At 42.7% G+C, this 20,799-nt stretch carries 13 protein-coding genes; 12 read left to right on the plus strand and 1 reads right to left on the minus strand.

Annotated elements, in window-relative coordinates:
* Positions 1-247: 247 nt before the first annotated feature.
* The 9 genes from KIH41_RS08300 to KIH41_RS08340 all read left to right on the plus strand — a co-directional run bounded on the left by KIH41_RS08300 (position 248) and on the right by KIH41_RS08340 (position 14,727).
* Complete coding sequence (locus tag KIH41_RS08300; protein WP_214162118.1) at positions 248-1,498, plus strand: efflux RND transporter periplasmic adaptor subunit; 1,251 nt, start codon at positions 248-250, stop codon at positions 1,496-1,498.
* A gap of 200 nt (positions 1,499-1,698) precedes the next feature.
* Entirely contained in the window at positions 1,699-2,052 is a 354-nt protein-coding gene (locus tag KIH41_RS08305) for a four helix bundle protein (RefSeq protein ID WP_214162119.1), read from the plus strand.
* Between the two features lie 126 nt (positions 2,053-2,178).
* Positions 2,179-2,877 carry an ABC transporter ATP-binding protein gene (locus KIH41_RS08310; RefSeq protein WP_214162120.1) on the plus strand — a complete coding sequence of 233 codons (699 nt, stop codon included), beginning with the start codon at positions 2,179-2,181 and terminating at the stop codon, positions 2,875-2,877.
* 80 nt (positions 2,878-2,957) lie between these two features.
* Positions 2,958-5,315 carry an ABC transporter permease gene (locus KIH41_RS08315; protein WP_214162121.1) on the plus strand — a complete coding sequence of 786 codons (2,358 nt, stop codon included), beginning with the start codon at positions 2,958-2,960 and terminating at the stop codon, positions 5,313-5,315.
* 138 nt (positions 5,316-5,453) lie between these two features.
* Positions 5,454-7,871, plus strand: a complete 2,418-nt coding sequence (locus KIH41_RS08320) for an ABC transporter permease (RefSeq protein WP_214162122.1) — start codon at positions 5,454-5,456, stop codon at positions 7,869-7,871.
* Between the two features lie 127 nt (positions 7,872-7,998).
* The gene (locus KIH41_RS08325) at positions 7,999-10,422 is read left to right on the plus strand and encodes an ABC transporter permease (protein ID WP_214162123.1); all 2,424 of its coding nucleotides are present in this window, start codon (positions 7,999-8,001) and stop codon (positions 10,420-10,422) included.
* 80 nt (positions 10,423-10,502) lie between these two features.
* On the plus strand, positions 10,503-12,899 hold the full coding sequence (locus KIH41_RS08330) for an ABC transporter permease (protein ID WP_214162124.1): 2,397 nt from the start codon (positions 10,503-10,505) through the stop codon (positions 12,897-12,899).
* Positions 12,892-13,404: an ABC transporter permease gene (locus KIH41_RS08335; protein WP_214162125.1), complete on the plus strand. Its 513-nt coding sequence runs from the start codon at positions 12,892-12,894 to the stop codon at positions 13,402-13,404. The genes KIH41_RS08330 and KIH41_RS08335 overlap by 8 nt, the downstream gene beginning before the upstream one ends.
* A gap of 246 nt (positions 13,405-13,650) precedes the next feature.
* Positions 13,651-14,727, plus strand: a complete 1,077-nt coding sequence (locus tag KIH41_RS08340) for a phytase (RefSeq protein WP_214162126.1) — start codon at positions 13,651-13,653, stop codon at positions 14,725-14,727.
* Between the two features lie 36 nt (positions 14,728-14,763).
* Here the strand turns inward: KIH41_RS08340 and KIH41_RS08345 are convergent, their stop codons facing one another.
* Positions 14,764-17,514, minus strand: coding sequence for a PAS domain-containing hybrid sensor histidine kinase/response regulator (locus KIH41_RS08345; RefSeq protein ID WP_214162127.1), 2,751 nt, complete (start codon positions 17,512-17,514; stop codon positions 14,764-14,766).
* A gap of 448 nt (positions 17,515-17,962) precedes the next feature.
* Here KIH41_RS08345 and KIH41_RS08350 point away from each other — a divergent pair, with 448 nt between their 5' ends.
* The 3 genes from KIH41_RS08350 (at position 17,963) to KIH41_RS08360 (ending at position 20,537) form a co-directional block, all read left to right on the plus strand.
* Complete coding sequence (locus tag KIH41_RS08350) at positions 17,963-18,715, plus strand: response regulator (protein ID WP_214162128.1); 753 nt, start codon at positions 17,963-17,965, stop codon at positions 18,713-18,715.
* Between the two features lie 146 nt (positions 18,716-18,861).
* Positions 18,862-19,572 (plus strand): LytR/AlgR family response regulator transcription factor, encoded by a 711-nt coding sequence (locus KIH41_RS08355; RefSeq protein WP_214162129.1) that lies wholly within the window; start codon positions 18,862-18,864, stop codon positions 19,570-19,572.
* Between the two features lie 245 nt (positions 19,573-19,817).
* Positions 19,818-20,537 carry a phytanoyl-CoA dioxygenase family protein gene (locus KIH41_RS08360; protein WP_214162130.1) on the plus strand — a complete coding sequence of 240 codons (720 nt, stop codon included), beginning with the start codon at positions 19,818-19,820 and terminating at the stop codon, positions 20,535-20,537.
* Positions 20,538-20,799 lie beyond the last annotated feature (262 nt).

A 20,799-nucleotide genomic window follows, 5' to 3' on the forward strand; every position in this document is an offset into this window, starting at 1 on the left:
CTAATTTACAATTTTGGTCGCAGGCGGACAATTCTGTTCGAAATTCCACTTAGTCATTTGGCTGATATGGGCAAAATGGCGTCTAAATGGCGTTTTTCCGCATGGCATATAAATTGGCTTTTGAGATGGGAGACGGGAAGACGGTAAAACCAGAAGACCTGACTTGTGACAGGAGGCTCACCTCAATCTAACTATGGACTAGACCCAGGTGAAAAGTAAGAAGGAGTTACAGAAGATACTACGATAAATGGATAGAAAATTAGTAAAGAAGACCTGGACACCAAAATTAATTGCCTTAATAGCGCTTGGTGTTCTCCTGATAAGCTTTGTATTATACCAATTGGTAATAGCAGACTCCAGGGCTTCGATGAATGTAGAAAGAGAAAGAATCAGCGTGGCAACTGTAAGGGATGGTGAATTCACCGATTATATTCCCGTGAGTGGAATCATAGAGCCTGCCGAGATTTTCTATCTGGACGCCATAGAGCGCGGAAATATCCAACGTATAGTCCGCGAATCCGGGGCGATGGTAGAAGTGGGCGATACCATTCTCATTTTGACCAACTCAAACCTTCAGTTGGACGTGATGCAGCGGGAAACCGACCTCTATTTCCAGATCAACAACCTCCGTCAGACTAGGTTGATGTTGGATCAAAATGACCTGAACCAGCAGGCGGCTTTGGCAGAAATCGATTATCAGATAAACCTGCTAAAACCCCAGTATGAACGGTTTCTGGAACTTCACGAGAAAAAGCTGATTTCCGACAGGGAGCTTGAAGAGGTGAGGGAGCAATACGATTATAATGTGAAGCGAAAAAGGCTAACTTATGAATCTTACCGCAACGATTCCTTGGCGCGGGACATTCAAAAGCGGCAGCTGCGGGATTCAGAGTCCAGGATGCAGCAATCCCTTAGCGGGGTGGGCCATATTTTGGATAATTTGGTGGTGAGGGCGCCCATTGCCGGGCAGCTTTCCACAGAGCAAATTGAAGTGGGTCAGTCGATCAGTGCTGGTCAGCGATATGGTCAGATTGATATTTTGGATAAATTTAAGGTAAGGGTTCCCATTGATGAGCTTTATCTGCCTAGAGTAGGTATAGGATTGAAAGGGACTTTCACTTTTTCAGGAAATAGCTATGAGCTGGAGATCAGCAAAATCTACCCGAATGTAAGCGGGGGCAGATTTGAGGTTGATATGGTTTTCCCCGATGAGGTGCCCACGGGTATAAGAAGGGGACAAACAGTCCGAATCAGGCTGGAGCTGGGCGAAAGTGAAAAAACGGTACTATTGCCAACCGGAGGATTCTATAAGGATACCGGCGGCAACTGGGTGTTTGTGGTAAACGAAAAATCCGGCAAGGCAGAGAGAAGAAGCATCCGCCTAGGCCGCAAAAACCCAGAGTACTACGAAGTCCTCGACGGCCTTACCCCCGGTGAGCGCGTGATCGTGTCGGGCTACGAGAATTTTGGGAGGAACGAGGTTTTAAACTTGAAGTAAAAGTAGGAAGACGGGAGACCGAATAGATTGAAGGCTGCCGAAATCTCTTTTACCGTGCCATGAGGTTAAATTTGGCAGGATGGAAGGAGAAGAAGAGACTTTGAAAGTGAGTGGAGGAATTAAACGTTTAATTACTAAGGGATTATTGATTGGAGCGGATTTCTTAGATAATTTGAGTTTTTAACCAAAAACTTTTTACTATGAAATTCAAATTTGAAAAACTTTTGATATGGCAAAGAGCCATGGATTTTGGGGAACGAATCGACGCATTAGCAGGGAAATTCCCGAAATATGAAATGTTTAATCTTTCACTCCAAATAAGAAAAGCTGGTGATTCAGTAGCCTTGAATATTTCTGAAGGGGCTATTGGCCAATCCAATGCTGAGCAAAGTAGATTCATGGGGTATGGGATCCGCTCTTTAGCAGAAACGGTGACTTGCCTCTACAAAGCAAAAAGAAGAAATTATATCAGTGATGATGAATTTGCTTCAAATTATGGAGAAGCCTATAACTTAATGAACATGATGGTAGCTTTTAAAAATAATATGAAATAAACGGTGAATATTTAAGCTTCAGCTATTAGGGTTGTTCCCGGCATGTGGATGAATACCTGACAAGGCCAGTTTCTGTCTCCCGTCTTCCGTCTTCGGTCAACATATAAATCAAAAAAAATCGAAAATATGCAAAACATCATCAAAACCGTCAATCTCAAAAAGCTCTACACCACGGAGGAAGTGGAGACTACTGCGCTGGATGATATCCAGGTCGAAATCAAGAAGGGGGAATTTGTGGCCATTATGGGGCCATCGGGCTGTGGGAAATCCACTTTGCTCAATATCCTTGGCCTGCTGGACAATCCAGACGCAGGGCAGTATTATTTTCTGGACAAAGAAGTGGCCAAATTCTCAGAAAGGCAGCGCTCCCAGCTGAGAAAAGGCAATATAGGCTTCGTGTTCCAAAGCTTCAACCTTATCGATGAGCTTACCTGCTATGAAAACGTCGAACTGCCCTTGCTTTACCTCAAAATCCCAGGCGATGAGCGCAAAAAAAGGGTGGAAGAAGTGCTCACGCGCATGAACATCATGCACAGAAAAGACCATTTCCCGCAACAGCTTTCCGGTGGTCAGCAACAAAGAGTGGCTATTGCCAGAGCTATTGTGGCAAGGCCTTCCGTGATCCTTGCCGATGAGCCTACAGGTAACCTGGATTCCGCCAACGGCGAAGAAGTGATGAGGCTCTTGGAAGAACTTAATAACGAGGGAACCACCATCGTAATGGTGACCCACTCCCCCCACGACGCCAACTACGCCCACCGCATCATCAACCTGTTTGATGGCAAGGTGGTGACCGAGAATATTAAGGAGCAGTTTCACGTATAACGGAGCTGGAAGACGGAAGACGGGAGATGGAAACGAATCCCCTCTTCGGTCTTCCGTCTTCGGTCTTCTGTCTTTTTATCATGTACAAAAACTACATCAAAATCGCAGTAAGGGGCTTTGCCAAGCATAAGCTGACCTTTTTCATCAATCTTTTTGGCCTGGCATTGGGCCTATGGGTTGCGTTGCTTATTGGGCTCTGGGTGGTGGATGAGCTGTCTATCAACCAGCACTTTTCTCAAAAAGAGGATATCTACCAAATCATGGAGCATCAGCGCTATGGCACTGAAATTTTCACCACCTCGTCTACCCCGGGCATATTGGCTCCAGAACTGAAGGCCAAGTTTCCGGAGGTGGCCTACGCTTCCAATTATAGCTGGAACATGCCCATGATTGCCAGCCACGAGGAAGACAGGGTGAAGTTGGATGGCAAGCATGTAGAGCCGGACTTGTTGAAAATCCTAGATTTTGAAGTTCTGCACGGTACTGCCCAAGGCTTGTTGGAAAGCAAGGAAAATGCGGTGATTACTAAAACCGCGGCACTCAAACTATTTGGGCGAAGTGATGTAGTGGGCGAATCCATAAAAATCGACAACTACCGGGATTATCTTATCCAAGCCGTTTTGGCGGATGTACCCTCGCAGAGTCAGATGAAGTTTGAAATACTTCTTCCTTATGAAGTGATGCTGGCCGAAAACGAGTGGATGAACCAGTGGAATAACAATGGCCCCCAAGCACTGGTAAAATTATTCCCAGGTACAGATGGTAAAGCTTTTTCAGCAAAACTGAAGGACTTTTTGAAGGAATACCATCCGGAAACCAATATTAGCATGTTTGCTTATCCCTTTAAAGAAATTTACCTGCACAGCAGATTTGAGGATGGGCAGCAAGTAGGGGGCAGGATAGGGCACGTGAGGCTGTTTGCGATTATTGGACTGTTTGTTCTGTTGATTGCCTGTATAAATTTCATGAACCTCTCCACGGCCAAATCCCAAAAAAGAGCCAAGGAAGTTGGTGTGCGAAAAGTGGTGGGTGCTGAAAAGTCTGCCTTGATTTATCAGTTTTTGAGTGAGTCACTGCTGATTACATTTTTCAGTAGCCTTTTGGCCCTTCTGATGGTAGAGCTAAGCTTGCCGGTATTCAATGAATTGGCCAGCAAGCAATTGGTTGTTCCCTACGGACAGTTGTGGTTTTGGGTTGGTTTTATATCCATAATCCTTTTCACCGGCTTAATAGCGGGATCCTATCCTGCCTTTTATTTATCAGCCACCAAAGTTGCCCATATCTTTCGCAAGCAACACAACCAGGATCGGTATGCCGTGCTGGCCCGAAAAGGCTTGGTGTTTTTCCAGTTCATTTTGGCCACTGCCCTTATCATTTCTACCATCGTGGTCAACCAGCAGATACAGTATGCTTTAAACCAAAACTTGGGTTTTGACAAGGATCAACTGCTGATGTTTGAGCTCAACGGAAAGCTGCACAGTGAATTTGAAACCCTCAAACATGAGTTGGAGAAGCATCCAGACATCCAGCTGGTAAGCCGTGGTTCTCATTCTTTCAGCGGCAGGAATTCCAATACAGGAAATATTTCCTGGGAAGGAAAAGATCCTGATGCCGGGGCATTATTTGAAATGTTTCACACCGATTATGATTTTTTCCAAACCATGGGGATGAGCTTCTTGGATGGACGGCCATTTGACCGTGGGTATGGCTCAGATAGTCTGGGTGGGGTGGTCTTAAATAAGAAAGCTTTTGATCTGATGCGAGGCGATAAGGACCGAGTGGAAAAACTGGTGCTTTGGGATACTGAAGAGAGAGAAGTGATCGGGGTGGTCGAAGATTTCTACTTTCAGAGTTTTCATCAGGCCATGGAGCCAGCAATTATCTTGCTTACTCCCAAGTATTCCCATATAGGTTTAGTACGTTTTGATGCGGAAAAGGCGGCCACCGTCACCGCATATATGCAGGAATTGACTCAAAGCATGGAGCCGGCATTCATCTTTGAAGCCCATTTTATGGATGCTAATTATGCGAGAATGTATCAGGATGATTTGAGGTTAAGGGATCTGAGCAAGTATTTCAGTATCCTGACAATTTTGATTTCTTGCCTGGGATTGTTGGGGCTTTCGGCACATGTGGCTGAGCAGAAAACAAAGGAGATTGGCATTCGCAAAGTTCACGGGGCCAGCACTTTTTCTATTCTTCATGTAATCAACCGGGAGTTTGTGATGGTGGTGTCTTTGAGTATTGTGGTAGGCTGTCTGCTGGCCTATTGGTTTGCAGTAGACTTCCTATCGGATTACGCACATGCGATCTCCTTTGCCTGGTGGTTTATGCCCCTCGCAGCTTTGCTTATCATGGGGATGGCTTACCTCACGGTGACCTTACAGTCTTGGAAAGCCACGAAGATGAACCCTGTCAACTCCTTAAAAACAGAGTAAAATCGCACGTATTCGGACGTTGATGTTCGGATATGATTATCAGAAAAAGAGAGGATGGCTGTGGAAGGGCGTTTTTAAGCAGTTTTTGAATGGCATAATGATAGAATCATATTATTCTATTTGAAAAATAGTCACGCAATGTTGAAAAATATAATAAAAACAACTTTCCGAAGCTTCTGGAAAAACAAGACCGTCACTTCCATCAATGTGATCGGTCTGGGGGTGGGGCTGGCCACCTGCATTCTGATGATGCTCTATATCTGGGATGAGGCAAGCTATGATAAGCACCACCTGAACAAAGAGGACCTGTATAGGGTGGCAATCCAGTTTAACGACATGCGTGGGGCGCCTACTCCAGCTCCCATGGCCGAGGCTTTCAGGGAGGAGTTCCCCGATGTTGTCCAATCAGCCAGAATATTTCCTTATCCCATGCTGGAATCCATGTTTCTCACTTACCAGGATAACGGGGTTGAAAATACCTATCAGGAAATCAATGGGTATTATGTAGATTCGACATTTTTTGATGTTTTGACTTACGAATTTGTGGAAGGGGATCCACATCGGGCCTTGAACCGTCCCAATACCATGGTGTTATCGGCTTCCCTTGCCACCAAAATTTTTGGAAATAAAAGTCCGGTAGGGGAAATTCTCAAGGTAGGACTTCCGGAAGGGGATTTTGACTATAGGGTGGACGGGGTTTTTGAGGATTCCGGATTGCGTTCGCATGTGGATGCCCGGTTTTTCCTTTCCATGGCCAATACAGATATCGGCGAATATGTGGCGCAGGAGACTTCTTGGTCCAGCAATAACATGTTTTATACCTATCTAAAAGCCCAGCCAGGAACTGATCAGATGATGCTGGAAGAAAAATTAAGAGAGTATTATAAAAGGCAAATTCAGGCAGACGCTGATGCCAGGGGCATGACAATGAGCATTTTTCTGCAGCCGGTATCCGATATATACCTTACCTCTGATTTGGGTTTTGAAATTGGGAACAATGGTAATATCATGTATCTGTATGTATTCGGCTCCATAGGATTGTTTATCCTGTTGATAGCCTGCATTAATTTCATGAACCTTTCCACTGCCAAATCCGAAAAACGTGCCAAGGAAGTTGGTGTGAGGAAGGTGATCGGAGCGGAAAAAGTACAGCTGGTCCGTCAGTTTTTAGGGGAATCCCTGTTGATGAGTTTTGTGTCCTTGGCATTGGCCATTGTAATCTTGCTGGTTTTGCTTCCTGTATTCAATGATTTTGCAGGCAAATCCTTGCAGGTTTTTCAGGACCCATGGGTTCTACTCACCATTTCTATTTTAACCGTTGCTACCGGACTTATCGCCGGGCTTTATCCTGCCTTTTATCTTTCCGGGTTCAAGACGGTGGCTATTATCAAGGGTGGCCGTGGTGGCGGATACTCCGCAGCCAATATTAGAAAAGGGCTGGTGGTTTTCCAGTTTGTCATATCTGTGGCATTGATTGCCATGGTGTTGGTCATCCGCAGCCAGATGAATTTCCTGGAAAGCACGCCACTGGGGTTTGACAAAGAGCAGCAGCTTGTCCTTTCTCTTCAAAGCAGTGAGTCCATTGAAAACTTTTCTACCCTCAAAAACAGTCTTGAAAACCATCAGGGGGTAAAATTGGTGTCCGGAGGCTCGGTTTATCCGGGGCTGGAGGTTCTACAGGACTGGTTGCTTTATGCAGAGGGTACCAATTCTGACGAGATGCGCCAAGTCCATATTGGCCGGGTGGCCAATGACTATATAGAAACGCTTGGGCTGGAACTGATTGCGGGTCGGAGCTATACGGATGATTTTACCAATGAGGAGCTTGCCATTATCCTTAATGAAAAGGCAGTAAAATCCCTGGGTTTCGCAGGACCGGAGGAGGCTCTGGGCAAGAGGCTCATCATGGAGTGGCAGGATACGCGCAGTGAGTATGAGGTAGTGGGTGTGATGAAAGATTATCATTTTGAAAGCCTCCATAAGGGCATAAAGCCATTTGGTCTGGTCCGAACTTCGAAGCCTCCTTACCTTATTGCCAAAATCCAGACAAATCAAGTGAAAGACGTATTGGATTTTGCAGAAAGCTCCTGGAAAAACATCAATGCAGCCACACCTTTTGCCTATTCCTTTGTTGACCTGGATTTTCAGCGCAACTACGAAAAAGAACAAAGAACCGCAACGATTATCCTCTACTTTACCTCTATTGCCATTATCATTTCCTGTATAGGTTTATTTGGCTTGGCCGCATTCACCGCAGAGCAAAGGACAAAGGAAATCGGTATCAGAAAAGTGTTGGGAGCCAGCACTTGGAGTATCACTGCATTGGTATCCAGGGAGTTTTTGGTCTTGGTGGGTTTTGCCATTGTCATCGCAGCCCCTCTAAGTTATTATGCAGCCAGTAGATGGCTGGAAAATTTCGCTTATAAAATAGAATTGTCCATATGGGTATTTCTGATCTCAGGCTTACTGGCAGTGTTGATTGCTTATGGAACCATTAGTTTTCAGGCCCTCAAAGCTGCCTTGGCAAACCCGGTGAATTCATTGAAATCTGAATGAAGACGGAAGACCGAAGACGGAAGACGGAAACTAGATTCGGTCTCCCGTCTTCGGTCTTCCGTCCCAAATTTTAACACGGACACCAAACATCGGTCATCCGACATCCGACATCAAAACAAACAAAACCATGTTCAACAACTATTTCAAAATTTTCCTTCGAAACCTGAGACGCAATCCCACCTACATGATGATCAATGTGCTTGGTCTGGCGGTGGGGATGGCGGCGAGTATATTGATTTTTCTTTTTGTGAAGCACGAGCTCAGCTATGATCGCTATCACGAAAAGGCAGAGAGGATTTACAGGGTCTCCAGACAATGGGTCAACCCTGACGGTCAGGTAAGTTTACATTTGGGACATGCGGCGCCGCCTTTTGCCCCTTTGATCAAATCAGACTTTGGGGATAGGGTAGAAGAGGCGGTCAGGCTGTTGAGCAATAATCCTATTTTGATCCATGAGGGCAAGTCTTTTCAGGAGGAAGATTTTTTCTTTGCCGATCCGGAGGTTTTCAAAGTGTTTTCCTGGAAAATGCTGGTAGGAGATCCGAACCAGGCATTGACTTATCCTGACGGCTTGGTGATCACGGAATCCATGGCCAGAAAATATTTCGGCAACGAAGATGCCATGGGCAAAGCCATTGAGATGAAAGTCGGTGAGTTTTCCTGGGACCTGCAGGTTAGGGGGGTGATGGAAGACATTCCTGCCAATTCACATTTCAATGTGGAGTTTTTGGCGACCATGAATCCCGTGATCGCCTTTTATGGCAGTCTCGACCAGATGATGCAGAATTTCGGAAACAACTCCTTTTCCACCTATTTGCTCCTGGCGGAAGGTGTCGACCCTCACGCTTTGGAAAGTGAATTTCCTGCCTTTATCGACCGGCATATCCCCACTGAAAGCGATAAGCCTGTGTCCGAGACCACCCAACTGAATCTATGGCCGCTGACTGATATCCATCTGCATTCCAATCTGGATTCGGAGATTGAACCCAACAGCAGCATTGAAAATGCATACATCTATTCCGCCATTGCCTTGTTTATCCTGCTGATCGCTTGTATTAATTTCATGAATCTTGCCACTGCCAGATCTGCCAAGCGGGCAATGGAAGTTGGACTAAGGAAGGTGATGGGTGCGGACAAGACACTTTTGGTCAAGCAATTCATGAGTGAGTCCATGTTACTGGTGATTCTGGCTTTGCTGTTTGCTTTGGTGATCGTGTGGGTGGCATTGCCGGCATTTGGGAATTTTACCGGCAAAGAACTAAGCCTAAACCTGCTCCAGGAACCGCAGCTTTTGCTTTGGATGGCTCTGCTCGTGCTGTTGGTCGGTGCATTAGCAGGAAGTTATCCCTCCCTTTTCCTTTCGGGTTTTCAGCCGGTGAAGGTGTTGAAAGGCACCTTTAAAATCGGCTCAGCCCATGAAAAGTTCAGGTCTGTTTTGGTGGTGGGGCAGTTTGCCATTTCCATTGTGATGATTGTAGGGGTAATGGTGGTGTTAAATCAGCTCAACTTTATCAAAAATAAAGATTTGGGTTTCGATAAGGAGCAGATTGTAGTCTTGCCGGCTTATGCTGAGTTTACCGGCAATTATGAAATGATGCGGGAAAGGCTGCTGCAGCATCCGGGCATAGCAGAGGTTTCCTTAGCGAGCAGAGTTCCGTCCGGCAGGCTGCTGGACTCCCAGGGAACGCAGGCCGAAGTGAACGGGGAGCTCTTGCCCATCAATGTCCGCATTTCAGATATTCATGTGAGCCATTCATTCCTGAATACCTTCGGAATGAACTTAGTGGCCGGGAGGGATCTGGATTTTAACCTTGCCAGTGATTCAACTGGTGCCTTTCTATTGAATGAAGCTGCTGTGAGGGCAATCGGTTGGTCAAGCCCGGAGGAGGCGGTGGAGAAGCAGTTCCATTATGGTATACGGCGCGGTTTTGTGGTGGGTGTGATAGAGGATTTTCATTTTGAATCCCTGCACCAGCCCATCAGCCCCATGGTTTTCATGGTGCCAGAGGACCGTTTCAATCAAGTGGCGGTCAAACTTCATCCTGACCGTCAGGATGAGGCCATGGCATTTCTTCAGGACGAATGGATAGCCATGAAGTCGGATTTTCCCTTTTCGCCCTTTTTCATTGAAGACAGGTTTTGGGAGCAATATGAAACCGAGGAAAAAGTAGGCCAACTGTTCGGCTTTTTTGCCGGGCTGGCCATTGTTATTTCCGTTTTGGGACTGTTTGGCCTTGCCGCATATTCCACAGAACAAAGGACAAAAGAGATCGGCATCCGAAAGGTCATGGGAGCCAGTGTGACCAATATAGTGACCTTGCTGGGCAGGGATTTCCTGAAGCTTGTTTTGATTGGCTTCCTGCTGGCCATCCCGATCGGCTGGTATGGGATGAGCCAATGGCTTGAAAACTTCGCCTATTCGGTAGGGGTGAGTTGGTGGATCTTTGTGGTGGCGGGACTGGTGGCCTTCCTGGTGGCGGCCATCACGGTGAGCAGCCAATCGATCAGGGCGGCACTGGTGAATCCGGTGGATACATTTAAGGAGGGGTAGAGACCGAAGACGGAAGACGGGAGACCGGATGCGGGATTGGATTCCGTCTTCCGTCCATTAACATATTAACGTGACCAAATATGTGGAAAAACTATTTCACCATCTCAATCAGGAACCTGGGTAAGCGGAAGCTTTATGCCGGGATCAACATCTTGGGCCTGACCATTGCCATTGTGAGTTTTTTGGCGATTTCACTTTATATCCATCATGAATGGAATTATGATAAAATGTATACGGGATACGACCGGATATATAAGCTTAACCAGGAATTTTTCTCAGGAGGTGAAGGTCAAATGGTCAGCACTTCTCCTTCCGCTTTGGTTCCTGCAGTTCTGGAGGATATTCCCGAAGTTGAAACGGGGACGGTGGTTTTTGATCTCAGCATTTTCTCCACAGTTTTGATCACAGGGGATGAGCTCAGTGTGGAGGAATCAAAATTTGCCTATGCAGACCAAAATTTCTTTAAGGTTTTTGACTTCCAATTGCTGGAAGGAAACCCGGAGGCGGCCTTGGCTGAGCCCAACCAGCTGGTATTGACTGAATCTACCGCCCGCCGATATTTTGGAGATTCCAGAGAGGCCGTTGGCCATACATTGAGAGTAGAAAGTGGGGAATATACTGTATCGGCAGTTATGGAGGATTTTCCCACCAACAGTCATTTGGACTTCGATTTTTTGGCATCATTTAAATCCCATCGACATGGCAAGGAGCCGGAATGGTCTCCAAGTAATTTCTATTCCTATATCAAACTAAGCGAAGGGGCAAAAACGGCTGTTTTAAAAACCAAAATGGAGCAGCTGGTAGAAAAATATTTAGGCGAAACCCAACGGGATTATAATTTCCAGACAGCCATGCACCTCCAGCCTGTTACCGGCATTCATTTGCGGGGTGAGGGTTTGAGTGGGGTAAAGCCAGGATCGGATATGAAATATCTTTATATTTTCGGAATAGTGGCCGTCCTGCTGATTTTTATAGGTATAATCAATTATGTTAACCTGGCTACAGCCGAAGCCACGGAAAGAAATAAGGAGGTAGGATTGAGGAAGGTGATGGGAGCTGACCGAAGGCAGCTTTTTAATCAATTTATTTCAGAATCCTTTATCTTGACTGCATTTGGTCTTGTATGCAGTATGGTTCTTTTGGCTATTCTGGGTTATAAATTCGAAGAAATTTCCGGTGTTCCCATGCAAATCGGATTCCTGTTTACCCCTATTGGAATCGGTTTTCTTCTTCTGCTTTTGCTCTTGGTGGCTTGTTTGGCTGGAATTTATCCGGCCGTAATCCTTTCGGGAATGGATCCTTTAAAGGCATTGGGCAAAAAAAACAAATTGGGAGGCGGTGCCTGGCTTAGAAAATCCCTTGTGGTTATCCAATTTTTTATTTCCATCGGCCTTTTGATTGCGACCATGATCGTCAAACAACAACTGGACTATATGCAGGCGGTTAATTTGGGCTATGATAAGCAGCAGCTGATTTCCATCAATACGCATCATAAAATGATGGAAACCATTCCTGCCCTGAAAAGTGAATTGGTCAGAAAAGGTGTGGCAAGTTCGGCCTCTTTAGCCGCAGATATGCCCATTTATATAAAAGGAGGGTATGCTATTCAGGCCGGATTTGACAATACCAAGGAGATCAGCATCACCGGATATGCGGTAGATGAGGATATCATCAAAACAATAGGGGCCGGAATTGTTGCCGGCAATGATTTTACAGAGCAGGACATCAGTAGAAGTCAAGCTTTTGAGACCGGGGAAGAGCTGCCTATTATCCTCAACGAATCAGCGGTGAGGGAACTTGGCTGGAGTCCGGAAGAGGCTGTTGGCAAAAAGGTACTGGCTGGCAATCCGGCTCGGATCAAGGCAGTGGTGAGTGATTTTTATTTCAACAGTCTGCACCACAAGGTTGGTCCCCTGATGATCTTTATCGATAAGGACCAGACCAATTTGCTTTTGGTTCGGTTGGCGAAGGGAAATCCTGCTGAGCATTTGGCCAGCCTAGAGGAAACCTGGAAGGGGCTTGTGCCCGACAGACCCTTCAATTATAAATTTGTAGACCAGGAATACGCAAACCTTTATCAATCTGAGGTGCGAGTTGGAAGGATTTTCAGCCTGTTTGCGGGCATTGCAGTGGTGATTGCCTGCATGGGGCTTTTTGGCCTTGTTTCCTATGTTGCTTTAAGAAGGACGAGGGAAATCAGTATTAGAAAAGTGCTTGGTGCCTCAGGTCAGGATGTTCTGAAACTTTTGTCTTCTGATTTCTTTATGCTTTTGGCAATTTCCTCTGTTTTGGCTGTGATTTTTGGACTTTGGTTCAGTAGCCAATGGCTTTCCGGCTTTGCCAACCGGGCCGTGATCCCGCTTTGGATTTATCCTTCGGCTATTTTGGTGGTGGCTTTGATTTCTTTCCTGACCATAGGATATAGGACAGTGACGGTGTTTGTGAAAAGGCCTGCAGAGACGCTGAAGGATGAGTGATGTGGGAAGAACTGCCAAGCAGGATTTTGATCAGGTTTTTAAAAAGTATTTTCCACTTGAGGATGGGGAGTTCAAGTTCTTCGATGAGACTATCAGCAACTTTTATCAATCGGATTTCAGGGTGATGAAGGTGTTGGGGATGGCAACTTTGATGGCATTGGGGATAAGTTTTCTAGGGCTGTTTGCTTTGATCTCCTTCACCATTGCGCAGAGGACAAAGGAGATCAGTATACGTAAGGTGCTTGGAGCAGGGACAATGGAGATTTTAATGAGCCTTTCAAAAGAGTATGTTTGGCTGATGGCGGTTGCTTTTGGGCTTGCGGCTATCCTTACCTGGTATCTTTTAAACAGTTGGCTTCAGGAATTTCACTTCAAGATCAATATGCCTTATGAACTTTATGTGGCCGCAGGTTTGGCGGTTCTACTGGCCTCTCTGGCGATAGTGGGCATGCAGGGGTATAAGGTTGCCCAGAGGAATCCGGCAGAGGTGTTGAAGAGTGAGTAAGAATGTGTTTTCAGATTCATTAAACTTCTAACCGGTTTCTCTCATCCTCTGAAAACCAAGATTAACCGAATATTTGCTAATCCAAAATCTGGTTTATCGAAATTCAAAATTAATAATTCCTTTTAAAGTGCCAGTAAGTGACACAAGTGTGATTTTGCTTATTTGTGAGGCAACAAAAAAGTAAAATTGTTCATACCCTGTAATTTTAATATTGAATAATAATTAAGGACAAAATCCCCACGAACCATGAATAGCAGATATTTGATACCGGTCGTCTTTTTGGCGATTCCTAGCAGTTGTTGGGAACTGACTGGGAAAAGCCGTGAGATTCTCCCCAATACAGTCTATCCTAAAGTTATTACCGAGAAAGCTGTCCATGATACTGATGATCCTGCCATTTGGTATAATTTGGAAGATCCTACATCAAGTCTGGTCATAGGTACGGATAAAGGTGAAAATGGCTGTTTGTTAGTGTATGGACTTGATGGACATATAATCAGGGAAAAAACAGTAAAAGGCCTCAACCGGCCTAATAATGTTGATGTCAAACAAGTTACAATAAACGGTAATTCTTTTTCGATTGCGGCAATTACAGAAAGAGGAGAAAATAAACTTAGAATTTTTTCTGTACCTGATATGGAACCGATTGATCAAGGGGGAATAGAATTATTTAAGGGGGAGGAGGAAAGGGCGCCAATGGGTGTTGCGTTGTATATAAGACCCCGCGATAATGCTGTGTTTGCAATAGTGAGTAGGAAATTAGGTCCCTCAGGGAGATATTTATGGCAGTACCGATTGGACTTAGATAAAAATGGGAATTTTGTGGGGATAAAAGTTAGGGAGTTCGGACAGTTCAGTAGGAAAAAAGAAATAGAAGCTATTGTTGTCGATGATGAATTGGGATATGTTTATTATTCAGATGAACAATTTGGAGTAAGGAAATATTTTGCTGACCCTGAACTAGGTAATGAGGAGTTGGCTGTTTTTGCTCAGAAAGGTTTTGCGGAGGATCATGAAGGTATAAGTATATATAAGGTAAGCAGTCAAACAGGATATATTTTGGTTTCAGATCAGAAAGCAGGAAAATTTCATATTTTTAGAAGAGAAGGAACTATTCGTGACAAGCATCAACATAATTTAGTGAAAATTGTGCAGTTGGCAGCCAAGGAAAGTGACGGTTCCGAAGTCGTGTCAGTAAATCTTGGTCCATCCTTCCCCAATGGCTTATTTGTTGCCATGTCAACAGACAAAACATTCCATTATTATGATTGGAGGGACATTGCGGGTGATGATTTAAAGCTGGCTGAATCGTTAAGGGAATGAAATTCATTTCAATCATTCATTAGTAAAACAGCGTATTTAGTTTTTTCTTAGTAAGATAAGTGACTCCTCCAGTTCTTTTTTGGCAATTTCCGATGTAATTCTTACTTCTTCAAAAAGTACTTTTAACTTTTTACCGTTTCCTTCGTTCTTGGCTATCTGCTCCATATCGGTGAGGGTTTTATATAAGGAGTTTAACCCAACTGTTTGAAGGGATGATCTGATTTTATGTAAAATGGACGCCGCCATCGAGTAATTTTCATTAGCGAGGGTATCATGTAATTCTGCTATCATAATATCGTGGTGATGGAGGTAGTCCTCTACAATTTCAATTATTATCTCCTGATCTCCGTTGAAGACTTGCTCTAAGAATGCTAACCCGGTTAGATTCTGAGAAGTAATCCTTTGAGGGCGATTAATGTGAAGATTTTGCGGTACCCATTTGACCACTTTATCCTGAAACGACTTCTTGGTAAAAGGGCGTCCCAGATAATCGTTCATACCAGCTCGAAAACAGTGTTCAATATCCTCTTTATAAACATTTGCACTTAAACCAATGATTGGAACATGTGAATTGTGCTCCCGTATCCTGCGGGTGGTTTCAAATCCATTCAGAACAGGCATCTGTACATCCATCAGGATGAGATCAAAGTTTTCTTTTAGAACAAGGGTAAGGGCTTCTTTCCCGTTGTTTGCCAATACAACAGAACAGCCTATACCATCAAGCATGGCAGCACCTAACCGCTGATTAAGGTAATTATCATCAACCAACAAGACTTTTGCTTCCCGATTATAGTGGATTTGGCTGGATTCGGTGTTTATATCTTGTGTATTTTGGGTTTCCGTGATTTGTAAGGGTAGGTGTATCCAGAATGTGCTCCCACAGGGGCCAGAGTCATTTACGAGCTTTCCAGGACTTTGAACGCCAATTTCTCCACCCATTAAATTGATCAGTTTACGGACAATGGACAAGCCTAGCCCAAAACCGCCAAACTCCCTGTTAATAGAGCTATCGGCCTGTGTGTAATTTTCAAAAATCGTATCCTGTTTACTCTTTGGGATCCCTATTCCCGTGTCCGAAACTTCAATTAATATAAAAATATTTTGATCGTGGGTTTTATACATACATTTAAATGATATATGTATTTCGCCCTGTTTGGTGAATTTAAGGCTGTTTGAAATCAGGTTTATAATTATCTGAACGATCTTTTGGGAATCCCCAATCAAGTAATTAGGAATATTGTCGCCAAATTGGAGAGTAAACTTCAGCCCCTTTTCTTTAGCTTGGAATTTATAAGGATACACATTTGAGGTAATTGTTTCTTTCAGATGGAATGCTTCCTCCTGAAGTTCAATTTTTCCTTCCTCGATTTTTGTCAGATCCAGTACATTTCCCAAAAGGGATAACAATATTTTCCCGGAGGAAATGATATAATCTAAATACTCTTCAGTTTCTTTAGGTAGCGGATGGTTTTTTATCAATTGAGCAAAACCTAACATGGTGTTGATTGGAGTGCGGATTTCATGGCTCTGGTTTGCGAGGAAAGAACTCTTGGCCAGACTTGCACTTTCAGCTGATTCCTTTGCAAGTTGCAATTCTTTTTTATAAATGAATTGCTCTGTAATATCAAAAGCAAAACCCACGATATCTTTCGGGCTTGTTTCATCTTGAAAAGTAAATGCCTCGAACACCCAATGAATACCATTTTTTTCGCCTTCCAGTGTAAATTTTGATGGGTTTTTTCTTTTCATTTTTTGAATAGGTTCTCTGAGTTCAGGGAAAACCTTCAATGCTTTCTGACCGATCACCTCATCTCGGTTGAGCCCGAGTTTATTTATACCGGCACCGGAAAATTCTAAAAAATAGCCAATTTCTGAAATGCGGAAAATAATAACTGGTAGATTTTCCAGAATACTATTCAGCAGCTGGCTTTGTTGTCTAACCAGATACTCCGATTTTTTCCTTTTTGTAATATCATGTCCAACAACACTTATTTCAACCACTTTATTGTTCATGTATCGGATGGGATAAAATGAGAATTCATAATAAACTTTCTTTTTTGCCCACTTGATGGGAAGTTCTTTTGAGAAGTTCAATCCTTTGAAACTTTTTCCTATAAGGTTGGGGAAATTGGGTCCAAAAAGAGCAGAAATTTCGGAGGGAAGTTCATCCCCTAGCTCTGGTTTTTCGCCCGTTTCAGAGGAAAGGTATTTTATGAAATTCGGATTTAATGTGGTGAAAGATTGCTGCTCGTCCAATGTAAATACCAAATCTGTGGAATACTCCACAACAGCCGCTTGGCTGTTGTGTAATGGCTGCGCTATTTGTAGTAAGTCATTTTTTGACTTGATTTCGTGGAGAATGTCATAAAGTATTGGCTGAATCAAATTAACCAGATTCATGATTTTTTCTTTCCCTTCTGGAGACAATTGAAAACCGAAAACCGCATAGCTGTTTTCTTCAATTGGTATTATGAGAAGATGGTTGAGCTTATTAAAACCACCTTTTTTTTCTGATTTCTGTAATTTTTTAAATGTAGCTATGTCTTTTTGCCAGTCCTTTATGACTTCAAACGGAACAGAGAGATCGGGCTCGGAGGAATAGATTTCGATGAAATTATTATTATCTGAATCTACTCTGATGAAATATGAATGCGAGGCCTTTACAATCTGACCCGTTTTTATTAAAACAGCCTTTAGCGCCTGATGTGAAGGGACAAGTCTTTTTTGTTCCAAAGAAAACCGCAATAAATCCGACAAAATGTCCACCCAAGATGTAGATTTGGCCATTGACATGGTTTAATGGTTAAGGGTAAACTAAATAGAATATGAAATAAAAATAAAAATCCTATGGTGAATGTTGTTATAACCCAAAATATAACCTTATGGTTTTCAGTTTATTGTGTTAAATCGTGTAAGTACTGAAGCTTTTTGGTTACTTACCCTTCTTAAATCGCAAAAAAACAACTTTGAACTTTTTTGTTAATTAGACCAGGTCATAATCCTTGAAAAAAATAGAAAAAGTCTGCCTTTTTTTTTAAAAATCAGGTATTTTCCCTAAATAAATCAGGTATTTTCCCTAAATTTTGAAAGGGCAATTTATTTAGCGTATGATTTAATTAATTGGTCTCTATTCCCTGTTAACCTGCCGAATTATCATGTTGTTTAAAAAAAAACAATCTATTTTTAAAGTAGAGTTGGTGATTATATACTATAAAAGAATCAAGCATATCACCCAATGGCGAAATCAATTAAGTCAGGCAGAATTCTCTTAGCAGAGGACAATAAGATTACCCAGAAATTTATGGGGGCCCTGTTGTCGAAATGGGGCCACCAAGTCACAATTGTGGATGATGGTAATGGAGTCTTGGATGAAATTAGTAGAAATGCTTTTGATATTTTGATCTTGGATTACCAAATGCCTGAAATGGATGGACTTTCTACTTACAAGTTGCTCAAAGAAGGGAGGTTTCCGAACATTGAAAACATGCAAATCATTTTTCTAACTGGAGAAACGAGTGCAACAGTAATAAATGATCTGAAAAAATCTGGGGTCAAATATTTTTTGCGAAAACCTATCCAAAAAGATGTACTGTTTTCTACATTGTCCGAATTGTTGAATATTGGCGTTGCCCAAAATTCAAGGATTAATACCACTTCAACTCAGTATCTGAAAAAAATCACCGATACCAATCCGCAATTAATGCGGGAAGTCATAGATATTTTTATTGAAGAAGCTCCTAAGTTCCTGTTCAAGATGAAAACCTTTTGTCTTCTTGAAGATTGGGAAAGCCTTCGGACTCTTATCCATAAGATCAAAGCAAACTTTGCCTATGTAGGAATGGAAGAGCAAAAAGAGCTTTTAAGAAAGCTGGAACATGACTTAGAACAGATGACCGACAAGGAAACCTACCTGTCACGAGTAATACATTTAGAGAAGATAACCCAAAAAGCCATTGTTTCACTTGAAAAGAGAAAGAAAAATCTTTAAATAATCAAGTAAATCCAATAAATAGGTGATTTCTAGTTGTTATAAGTTTTTGATTTTCACTAAATTAGTAACCCGTTATCGTGCGAGAATAGCTTTTGAGACAGTAGGTTTTTGTGAGTATTACCAATCGTTTTTATTGATTTTTTATGGAAAGGAAATATACATGTGTACTTGTGGATGATGATCGGATGTCCCTTAGGATTTTGGAGATATTAGTTGAAAAGACTCCTTTTCTTGAGGTCGTCGGTGTATTTGACAATCCGGTGGATGCTTTCAGAATGTTATCAGAGGTTAGGGTTGATATAGTGTTTTTGGATGTGGAAATGCCTGAGATGAGTGGGTTGGAACTTTTGGATACTCTTGCTGATCAACCCCAAATCATAATAACCACCTTGAAGGATATGTATGCCGTGCCTGCATTTGATTACGAGGTAGCAGACTTTTTACTTAAGCCAATTGAAAATTATTCCCGGTTTTTAAAAGCCGTAAGGAAGGCCAAGGCTAACTTGGAAAAGGCTAATGGTATAGGCAATCAAGAAAAAGTAAAGCAAATCTTCATAAAAATTGATTCCTTGTTATTGAATTTTCAGTTAAAGGATATTTTGTATATAGAAGCTTTTGGGGATTATATCAAAATTTACACGGAGCAAAAGATGTATGTGGCGCATGCGAAGCTAAGAACGGTGGAGGAGACCCTTCCCAAAAATGCCTTTGCAAGAATTCACCGGTCCTATATCGTAAGATTGGATAAGATTGAGAATATAGATCCATCCAATCTGGAGGTGAGGAAAAAGGTGATACCGATAAGTAATAGCTATCGCCCTAATTTGTTGGCCAAGATTAATACACTTACTTAAAGCTTTCATATACAGAAATGATTGATGACCTAAAAAGAATTAAGTTGTTATATGAGATATATAACCTTTTCAATTATAGGAAACTTAAATATCAAAATAAACTTTATAAATTATACGGAATTAAGAAAAAATTTTATAGTACAATTTGTAGCAATGATTTCCCAAAAAACAACCCGTGGGATCGTCCTTGGCTAGATAATATCAATTCAGTAGAAGCCTTACCTCTGCTCCAAGCATTTTCAGCTTTGGATTCCGATATCCAATCTGCCTTACTTAATTGGTCAGATAATGGATATGCGATTCTTAATGGGGTTTTTTCAAAGGAAAAGGTTTCATTGATCAATGAAAAACTTGTGAATTTGATGCATGAAAAACACCTGACCATTAAGGACAAAAGGAAAATCATGTTCGCGGTGAGGCATTCAAAAGAGCTAAGGGACACGGTTAATACAAACCTTCTAGTACAAATACTCGAAATGCTTATGGGTGGACCTCTAGACCTTTTTCAAAGCGTAAATTTTCTAAAGGGGAGTGAAGAGCCAGCCCATTCCGATTTTATACATATGTCTACGTATCCTTATGGGTATTTGATTGCGGTTTGGATTGCTCTTGAGGATATTAATGAGGAGAATGGAGCCTTGTTTTATTACCCCGGAAGCCATAAGCTACCGTATGTGATGAATGGAGATTTTGATCATGGGGGAAATCGATGGCTGTTGGGTAAAAATAGTAAACAAAAGTATATAGAAAAGATTGAGGAAAAAATTCAGGAAAGTGGCTTAGAGAGGAAAATCTTTACAGCAAAAAAAGGAGATGTGTTGATATGGCATGGGAACCTGCTTCATGGAGGGAGTAAATTAATTGACCCGAGCAGGACAAGAAAAAGTATGGTGTTACATTATTTTGGAGCGGACGTCATTAGGTATCATGAGGTTACGCAAAGGCCTTCCTTTAAGGCTTGGTAAAATCATTTAAAATGTATAATTGCCTGCTATATGGAACAGTTCAAACTGGAATTCATTTCGGTTGGTCCTTTGGTTTATTCCTATTGCATTAATCCCGAGTGGATTCCTTTCCTGCAATTAAAAGTTCAAATTGAGGCCCTGTGATTGAAAATTGTTTATGAATAGAATAACCCAGTAAAACAGGCATAGATAAGTAATCCAAGGTATATGAGACCCCCTGGTGTCTAAAACGGAGGTCACTGGGCCATAGTTTACGCTGATA

Origin of the sequence: Litoribacter ruber (assembly GCF_018500185.1) — a bacterium.
Taxonomy (GTDB): domain Bacteria; phylum Bacteroidota; class Bacteroidia; order Cytophagales; family Cyclobacteriaceae; genus Litoribacter; species Litoribacter ruber.